Source organism: Chryseobacterium sp. GTID13, assembly GCF_056172655.1.
Genome location: NZ_JAOCMB010000003.1, coordinates 1 through 8,643 on the forward strand (window position 1 = coordinate 1; position 8,643 = coordinate 8,643).

An 8,643-nucleotide genomic window follows, 5' to 3' on the forward strand; every position below is an offset into this window, starting at 1 on the left:
TATCTATGGTTCACGGGGGGCTAATGGGGTCATTCTTATTACAACTAAAAAGGGCCGGCACGGAAGGATCGGGCTTACGTTTAATACTACCTATGGACTGAGCAGAGCTGTAACCAATTTAAAGATGATGGATACGGATCAGTACCTGGATATGAGAAGACAGGCATTTAGTAACGATGGCATCTCAAATTATCCGGCCACTGCTTATGATATTAACGGTACCTGGGAACCCGATCGTTATACGGACTGGAGAAAAGCTTTGATCGGTCATACGGCTACACAGTCTAATAACCAGCTTTCTTTAAGCGGGGAAGCGAACAAACAACATTCCTGTTAAGCTTGGGGCATAATGAGCAGACAACTGTTTTCGGAAAAGATTTTAAATATACGAGTAACACGATTTCCGGTAATGTTTCCCATCAATCTAGTGACAAACGTTTTCAGCTAAGCGTTTCCAATTTATTTTCCATGCAGAATAGTGATATGGCCAGATCAGATGCTACCCGAACCTCCTTTATGCTGGCTCCTAATGCACCTGCATTGTATGATAGTGCCGGAAATATCAACTGGGCGGGTAATACATTCAATAATCCTGCCGCAGCATATAACAGCACCTACATTAATGAGAATAAACAGTTTCTAACTGATATCAATCTAAGTTATGCGTTGTTGCGTAATTTCAGGATTAAACTAAGCGGAGGGATTAACTACCAGGCATTCGAAGAAATAGCGCTTCAACCTAATACCATGTACAATCCATCATCGACCAATGGACAGTCCAGCGCATCTTCACTTTCGCAGAAAAACAATCAGGATAGATTTTCATTTTTAATTGAACCACAGGTAGATTGGGTGTTTAAAAAAGAGGGCCACGAACTCAGTATACTTGCAGGAGCGACCTTTCAAAAAGATGTTAATAAACAAGGTTCAATGACGGGATTGGGGTTCCAGAGCAATGCTTTTATTGAAAATATTGGAGCCGCACAAACTAAGATCGTCTCCGATCAGATTGAGACGGAATATCGATATGCAGCAATTTTTGGCAGGATCAACTACCAGTTTAAAAACAGGTATATTTTGAATGTGACTGGCAGAAGGGATGGCAGTAGTCGGTTTGGGCCTAATAAAAAGTTTGCCAATTTTGGGGCTGTAGGGGCTGCTTGGATCTTTTCAAATGAGGACTTTATAAAAAGGAATACAAAGTGGCTGAGTTTTGGCAAGTTAAGGGGCAGCTACGGATTGGCGGGAAGTGATAATATTGGAGACAATCAATACCTGGACACCTATACCGTTTCTTCATTTATTTATAATGGTGTTCCGGGGTTGCTTCCTTCCCGCCTTTATAATCCTGATTATAGTTGGGAAAAGACCCGTAAGTTGGAAGCGGCATTAGAACTGGGCTTTTTCAAAAATAAGCTGAACCTGACTGCTGCATGGTATCAAAACCGGACCTCAAGTCAGCTGGTAGGCTATCAGCTTCCTGCGATTACAGGATTTAGTTCGGTACTGGCGAACCTTAATGCCACTGTGCAAAATACAGGCTGGGAATTTGAATTGAGCGCCCGTCCCCTGACAACTGAACAATTTAAATGGGAAAGTAGCTTTAACATCAGTTTCCCGGAAAATAAATTGCTTTCTTTTCCCGGACTGGAAGGCTCCACCTATGCCAATCAATATGTAGTTGGCCAGCCTACATCTATTATCAAAGTATACCATCTGGAAGGCATCAATCCGCAGACAGGACAATACCAATTTACTGACTATAACGGTGATGGCAAAATCTCTTCTCCTTATGATAATAAAGTGATTGAGAATATCGGTGTGAAATTCTTCGGTGGCTGGAATAATACATTGCGCTATAAGAACTGGGATTTATCCATCTTATTACAGTTTGTAAAACAACGGAGCCGGAATTTTAATAATATTATGGCTAATCCTGGCAGTATGAACAATATGCCGACTGCTGTTTTAAATGTCTGGTCCCCGCAAAATCCCGATGGTGTTTATATGCCCTATAAATCAGGTGTCAACACATTACATACCTTATTTCAGAATAGTGATGCAGCCATATCAGACGCGTCTTTTATAAGGCTCAAAAATGTTCAGTTGGGTTATCACATTGCTTTACATAACAGCATTTTCAAGGATGTGAAAATTTATTTTCAGGGACAAAACCTGATTACCTGGACAAAATATTTTGGTGTTGATCCGGAATTTGTAGGGCTTGGCTTTCTGCCTCCTTTAAGAACTTTTGCCTTTGGCGCTCAGTTTAATTTATAAATCTGTTACCTATGAAACCAACTAAATTAATATATCGTTGCGTGATACTGTTTATAGTATCCATTATGTTTACTTCCTGTGAGAAGCTTATTGAAGTAGAGATACCCAATAACCAAATGAGCGCCGATCAGGTGTTTGAGGATGTACAAACTGCCGAGGCAGCTTTGGCCGGTCTGTATGCAAAATTATGGAGCAGCGCACCCATAGCTGGTGATCAGTCCGGCAAGCTTTTGGGCATTTACACAGATGATCTGGATTGCTATGCTATTACTGTAGCTAACGGAGTATATGGAATTTACAAAAATCAACAGATTGATACCAATACAGAAGTATTTGGTTTCTGGTCTTCTGCTTATGAAAGTATTTACATAGCCAACTCCATTATAGAAGGGGTCGAGGGTTCACAGTCATTACCCGAGGCTGAAAAAAAGGATTAAAGCTGAAGCCCTATTAGTGAGATCCGTATTATTTTTTTATCTGCAACAGGTATATGGAGATATCCCATATCCAATAACCACAAATTACCAGGTCAATCAATCTCTTAATAAAACTTCATCAAATGTTGTATTATCTAATTTGGAAAGTGATCTGAATGTAGCTATATCCATGCTTAAGGACGAATACCGCAATACAGAGCGGATTTTCCCTAACCGGAAGGTGGCTCAGCTGATGCTTGCCAAAGTGTATATGCTTCAAAGCAAATACAGTGATGCTGAGCCACTTTTGAAAGAAGTTGTGCAAAGTTCGCTGTATCCTTTTCAAAATGATATTTCTAAGGTGTTCAATAAAAGTGGTACGCACATTCTTTGGCAGTTAAAGCCAAAGAATGCAGGTGATCCTACCAAAGAAGTTCAAACATACTACTTTGTTAATGCAGCACCCAGTAGTTATGCTTTGACACAGGACCTTGTTAATGTCTTTACTACTGGTGATCTTAGAAAACAAAATTGGACTAGTACAGTAACTTTTAACGGTAATACATGGTATAGGGCTGACAAATATAAAGCCCGTACCAATAACGCAACAGAGTATTCCATAGTGATGCGTATTGAGGAGGTGTATTTATTACTGGCGGAGGCACTTACCCGTCAGAATAAGTTAATGGAAGCATTGCCTTACATGAATGCTACCCGCCAGAGAGCGGGCCTTGCGCCAATTACAAATCCTGTCTCGCAATCAACCCTACTGAATGAAATACTGCTGGAAAACCGTAAGGAATTTTTTACTGAAATGGGCCACCGCTTTTTAGATTTAAAAAGACATGACCGCCTAAATAATCTTACTGCCGTGAAGCCTAATTGGAAGGACTTTCACAGGTTGTGGCCTTTGCCTCAAGCCGAGTTGCTGCTCAATTCAAATATGAATCCACAAAACACCGGGTATTGATTATGAAAAGGCAACTATTAATGCTCTGCCTGTTGTTTTCGTCATTAGAAATTAGTTTCGCTCAAAGCACGGGTGATACCATTCAAACGTGGATGTCCGGGTTCTATAAGCTCTCTAACCTTGAAATGTCGCCGGACGGCAGATGGGCCGCAGTAAAGAAAAAGTACGATTATAACCAGGACACTATTGTAGTAATGGCCACACAAAATTCAAAGATTATAGCAGCTCAAATTAGTACCGGTGGAAAGGTGACCTTTTTTAAAGATAACGGCATGTTGGTTGTTGGAAAAAATAAGGCAGTATTCAGGAATCTGAAAACCGGAAAATGCTTTTATCATGAAAGGATAAAAACAGTCATTCCTCTTATTGGATCAGGGCAGTATGCAGTCCTTGGCCTCGATGCTGTGCTAAGTATTTATGCTACTGATGGCACAATGCAACATCAGATTACCGGTGTAAGAGATCAGCTGGTTTCATCAGATAGTAAAAGACTTTATGTTACCCAAACTTATAGTGATCATACCGACCTATTAGAACTGTCGGGTAAAACGATAACTAAGATATATAGTACTACAAACAGTGTCGAGAAGTTAATCCTGCCCCGGTCAGCGAAACACTTGTTTGTTTGCGAAATGCAAAGGGGGACTGATGAACTAAAAGTTGCCATTATTTATGCACAAAATAAAAAGGTCATCCATTTGAACAGTGGTATTTCAGGGCAGGGAGAACTGGCGATTTCAGAGATTCAGGCAGGCAGGGCCTACCTGTTAAATTACCGGCAACGGATCATGCCGGAGGACCAGCCGCTTGTGGACATCTGGTATGGTAATGATGGTAATCTGAAAAGGAAAAAGTATGGGGAACAAAAATCAGATTACTGGCTTTGGAATGCTGAGACAGGTAAAGTAACCATTTTGCCCAATGATAAGTTTTCACATATAGCCTCAGTAAATAATGATCGCTATTTACTGGCGTTCAACCCGGATAAAGGTAATAATTACATTACCTGGCTTCCCGGTTCACCGCTTATCTTTATGATGTTAAAAAAAAACAGTTTAATGAGCTGGCAGATTTAGCAGGGATGTATTATGGCTCTGCTGAAGTGATCTGTTCGCCTGACGGCAGGCACATACTTTTTAGTACTGATGGTAAAAAGTGGACGCTTGTAGATTTGGAAAACAGGACCAGGAATGTAATTGACCATGTTGATTTAAGAACTCCGGTGTTCAGCAGTGACGATGAGCAGATTCTATTTGAAAGCAGTGACGATCTCTGGTTGTATCATCTAAAAGAAAGGAAGTTGATTCCCCTGAATATTGCGCAAGGCAGTTCAACCCGGATTTTGAATAGTGATAAGATTAAGGATAGTAGTCAGTTCAATTTTTTTATTAATGCTGTAAATGCAGGCAAACCTGTCCTTGTGGAAGGTATTAGTAATACTGACCATCAAACCTCAATAATTGCCTGGGAAAAAGAACGCAAACCACTGATCATTGCTGCGGGGCCTAACAAAGTGAAAGAGCTGGCTACCGATACCGATTATAAGCGGTTCTGTGTTATTGAAGAAAATTACAATGTACCTACCCGCCTTTTTTATACGGAGGGCAAAAAAGCGGACCAGATAGTTCTTCATGCTGGAAACACAAAAGATAAAATAGCCCTAACCTTAAAACAGCAGATCATTAATTATAAAAATATGGACGGTCAACCATTAAAAGGATTGCTGTATTATCCGGCGAACTTAAAGCCCGATAGAAAATACCCAATGGTGGTGCGTATCTATCAGGTTCAAAGTGATACATCAAACGAGTATCACTCGCCAGGCTATAACAATTCTGTTGCTTTTGATTTGCGGTCTTTGGTTGAAAGAGGATATTTTGTGTATTTGCCAGATATTATTTTTAACCAATCAGGTACCGGACTTTCTGCTTTAGACTGTGTGAACAAAGCTTTGGATGCAATTTCAGACAATATCAATATTGACAAAAACCGGATCGGGTTAACAGGACATTCGCACGGAGGCTATGAAACGAATTTTATTGCTACCCAGTCAGATCGTTTCACTGCTTATTTATCAGGAGCAGGTAACAGTGATATCGTTCGTTCCTACTTTTCGTATAATTATAATTTCAACAGTCCTTTTTACTGGCAATATGAAAATGGGCAATATGAAATGAACACACCTTTTTCTGGAAACAAAGAATTGTATTTTAAGAATAATCCTATTTATAATGTAGACAGGGTAAATGCGCCTATGCTGCTATGGGCGGGAAAGAAAGATGAAAATATTGTTTGGGACCAGGTAATGGAGTTTTACATCGGCCTTCGGAGAAATAAAAAAGCAGTAATCGCTTTGTTTTACCCGGATGGAGGACATGCGCTTGGTCCCGGTACAAAAGAGCAAAAAGATATTTATGCAAGAACTTTACAATGGTGGGATTATTTTTTGAAAGATAAAAAAGAGGTGCCTTGGATCAACCAACAAATGAAAGGGGATGCTAATTAAAGCATCCCCTCTTTTGTGATAAAAAGTATGGCACTAGAATTTGTACAACTGGTTGCCACAGGAAGTAGGACTGATGGGTTCGTCTTTTAAAAGAACCTCATCGTCCTCAGACCAGGTACATTCATCAAATCCACTGGTACTGCACTGCTGCTCCGTATTAACACAGTGCCCGGTGCCATCAATGCGATAGCCGTCAACAATAGCGGCCTTGTTACTTTTTGCAGCCTTTGTTGTAAAAGCTGCTCCTGTTGCGAGTAAAGCAACAGCAATTGGGATGAACATTTTTTTCATCTTAATTGATTTAGATTTAAAATTTTCCTACTCGTTTTTACAGGCTTTCGGTTTCCCCTGCTTTAAAGTATTTCGAAATCGATTCTCTGAATCGATATTTAATTAGTTCTTTGCCTATCAGAACATATAGGTGATTTCCTGACAGTAACATCTGCGACATTTTTTGATCTCTTTTGTGATTAATATAAAAGCTTCCGATATATTCCTTTCGATCAGTACGATAGACGTCAATAACAGAAGCATTTTCCCAGGCATTCCGGTGCTCATTTTTACCCATTAGATTGGACTGATTAAAAAGGAGCTTATAGTTGGCGGTGCTGTTTACATTCACTTTTAAAGGCGGTGCTGTCATTTTATGCGTTCCGTCAGACATTTTTTTTGTAGCAATCTGCGCCAGTCGGGTGGTATCAATAGTATTGAATTTTCTTATGATGCTAAGATCCTTATTCATAACAATAAACTGGTTGCGGTAAGTGTAAGTATAGATAAATTCCGAATCAATTGGACTGGCAATCAACCTTCCTCCCACATCGAATACACCATCAATCTGTTTTTTAAGAATACCTGGTTTAAGCTTGATTTTAGGAGTATCGTTTAAGGTTAATAAAGCCAGTGTATATTGCAGATCGACGCGACTTTGAGTACGAAGGATAAATTTTGAAGTATCTACTACCGCCATTTGAGTAAAATAGGCGTCCCTATAAGTTATAGTGTGAGCCGTTGAATCGCTGACATCACCTTTGTAAATTACCGAAACACTACCGTCGTATAAATAGTAGAACGGAGCTTTAACTAATAACTGAAGGTTGCGGAATTGATAATTGGTTCGGTCGGGTCTTATTCTTATTGATGATATTTTGTCTAGCGCTGTATCCACCTTTGTTAAAAGTAATGGAGCTGTAATGTTACCCAGGTAAATAATGCTATCGTCAGCTCCGGCAAAGTAATAGGAATTAAGTCCCAAGTCCAGTGTTTTATCTTCAATGACGGGATTAAGTAAAAATCTTCTTGTAAAGTTGTTTTCCTTTTTAATGATATGCTCAGAACTTAAAAATAGAACGGGTACAATAGAACAGCTTGATGCTACCACCAATATTGATCTTAGTGTGAGTTGTAAAAGGTGACTATTGTTTTTTCTGGCCACAAACAAAATCGCTAGTTCTGCCAAAGCAACACAGGCTATATTAAAAACCAGGTGCTCCGTCCATCCCAATTTTTCGAGAATACCACCGCAGGAACACGGTACAAAATCGCTATAATTGAGGATAAGGAAAATGTACATTGTAAATCCGGCCATAAGGCTAAGCGACAGGTATAAACCTAAAAGTCTGGTTCGATCAATAGATAAAAGTACTACGGTGATTATTTCGATGGTAATGACCAGATAGGATACAATATCCGCATAGGCACTTAACAATGGAGATTATTGTGCCAGCTGAACCTGGAAGTTTTCAAATTCCATTAATTTACTGATGGAAGCGTAAAAAAACAGCAGTACAAAAAAGTAACTGATCAGTGTTGGTATTAAGGAGGCTTTTTTCATCGCAGGGCTTGTTTGATCTGATCGTAAAGCTCTAGCTATTGGCCGTAAAAAAGATGGCAAATAGTAACAAAAACATCCTAAATAGTATCTTTTTTATCGCAAATAGTAGCGATTATATCATAAATAGTCGCGGAAACCGTTTTATTAGGGCTAATTTTTTGAAACACGTGGAATCATCTTTATAGAAATATGATGGTCTTTTAGTAATCTGTGCATGATCCTGTAATGAAAAAATCCATTATTAAACGCGATTTCTTTTATACTCATATTAGAAAATATAAGATCTTCAGCGATATCTAATATTTTATTTTTCAGATAGTAATCGTAAAATGTTGTACCTAAATACCTTTTACTATCATTTTGGAGTTGATTGTAATTTTTATTAAATGTTGGGATAATCTTCCTAAGTGATAACTTGGTAAGAAGACCTGCTTCAAGCATTTTATTCAGGTATTCAGGTACTATGGTATTGTCGCTTATAAGTACCGACGGAATTTCCAGGTGATTGATAAGGCTCGCGATGCTCCGATAATCAATGATGCAGATTCCGGAGATGATAATGAGTTGATTCGTACCAAAAAGTTGTTCATGTACAGGTACAATTTTCTTTCCTGAAGACAGGTTGAATGGAAAATAT

At 39.1% G+C, this 8,643-nt stretch carries 8 protein-coding genes and 1 pseudogene; 6 read left to right on the forward strand and 3 right to left on the reverse strand.

What is annotated here, in order from left to right:
• From N4G44_RS05585 to N4G44_RS05610, 6 genes and pseudogenes are all read left to right on the forward strand, one after another.
• Nucleotides 1–337: pseudogene (locus tag N4G44_RS05585) on the forward strand (SusC/RagA family TonB-linked outer membrane protein); the annotation flags it as partial.
• A gap of 2 nt (nucleotides 338–339) precedes the next feature.
• A complete protein-coding gene (locus N4G44_RS05590; protein ID WP_474925077.1) occupies nucleotides 340–2,280 on the forward strand; it encodes a SusC/RagA family TonB-linked outer membrane protein in 1,941 nt (646 codons plus the stop codon).
• A gap of 41 nt (nucleotides 2,281–2,321) precedes the next feature.
• Entirely contained in the window at nucleotides 2,322–2,717 is a 396-nt protein-coding gene (locus N4G44_RS05595) for a hypothetical protein (RefSeq protein WP_474925078.1), read from the forward strand.
• Between the two features lie 16 nt (nucleotides 2,718–2,733).
• Complete coding sequence (locus N4G44_RS05600) at nucleotides 2,734–3,666, forward strand: RagB/SusD family nutrient uptake outer membrane protein (protein ID WP_474925079.1); 933 nt, start codon at nucleotides 2,734–2,736, stop codon at nucleotides 3,664–3,666.
• Nucleotides 3,667–3,668: 2 nt separating this feature from the next.
• The gene (locus N4G44_RS05605; protein WP_474925081.1) at nucleotides 3,669–4,742 is read left to right on the forward strand and encodes a hypothetical protein; all 1,074 of its coding nucleotides are present in this window, start codon (nucleotides 3,669–3,671) and stop codon (nucleotides 4,740–4,742) included.
• A gap of 5 nt (nucleotides 4,743–4,747) precedes the next feature.
• On the forward strand, nucleotides 4,748–6,172 hold the full coding sequence (locus N4G44_RS05610; RefSeq protein ID WP_474925085.1) for an alpha/beta hydrolase family protein: 1,425 nt from the start codon (nucleotides 4,748–4,750) through the stop codon (nucleotides 6,170–6,172).
• 33 nt (nucleotides 6,173–6,205) lie between these two features.
• Here the strand turns inward: N4G44_RS05610 and N4G44_RS05615 are convergent, their stop codons facing one another.
• From N4G44_RS05615 to N4G44_RS05625, 3 genes are all read right to left on the reverse strand, one after another.
• A complete protein-coding gene (locus N4G44_RS05615) occupies nucleotides 6,206–6,463 on the reverse strand; it encodes a DUF6520 family protein (RefSeq protein WP_474925086.1) in 258 nt (85 codons plus the stop codon).
• A gap of 37 nt (nucleotides 6,464–6,500) precedes the next feature.
• Nucleotides 6,501–7,880 (reverse strand): MauE/DoxX family redox-associated membrane protein, encoded by a 1,380-nt coding sequence (locus tag N4G44_RS05620; RefSeq protein ID WP_474925088.1) that lies wholly within the window; start codon nucleotides 7,878–7,880, stop codon nucleotides 6,501–6,503.
• Nucleotides 7,881–8,156: 276 nt separating this feature from the next.
• On the reverse strand, nucleotides 8,157–8,643 hold a 487-nt coding region (locus tag N4G44_RS05625; protein WP_474925089.1), incomplete at its 5' end, for a helix-turn-helix transcriptional regulator.

What these genes read in the sequence shown, in the direction of transcription:
- N4G44_RS05605 (WP_474925081.1), top strand. Translation starts at nt 3,669, where the DNA reads ATGAAAAGGCAACTATTAATGCTCTGCCTGTTGTTTTCGTCATTAGAA.
- N4G44_RS05610 (WP_474925085.1), top strand. Translation starts at nt 4,748, where the DNA reads ATGTATTATGGCTCTGCTGAAGTGATCTGTTCGCCTGACGGCAGGCAC.
- N4G44_RS05615 (WP_474925086.1), bottom strand. Translation starts at nt 6,463, where the DNA reads ATGAAAAAAATGTTCATCCCAATTGCTGTTGCTTTACTCGCAACAGGA.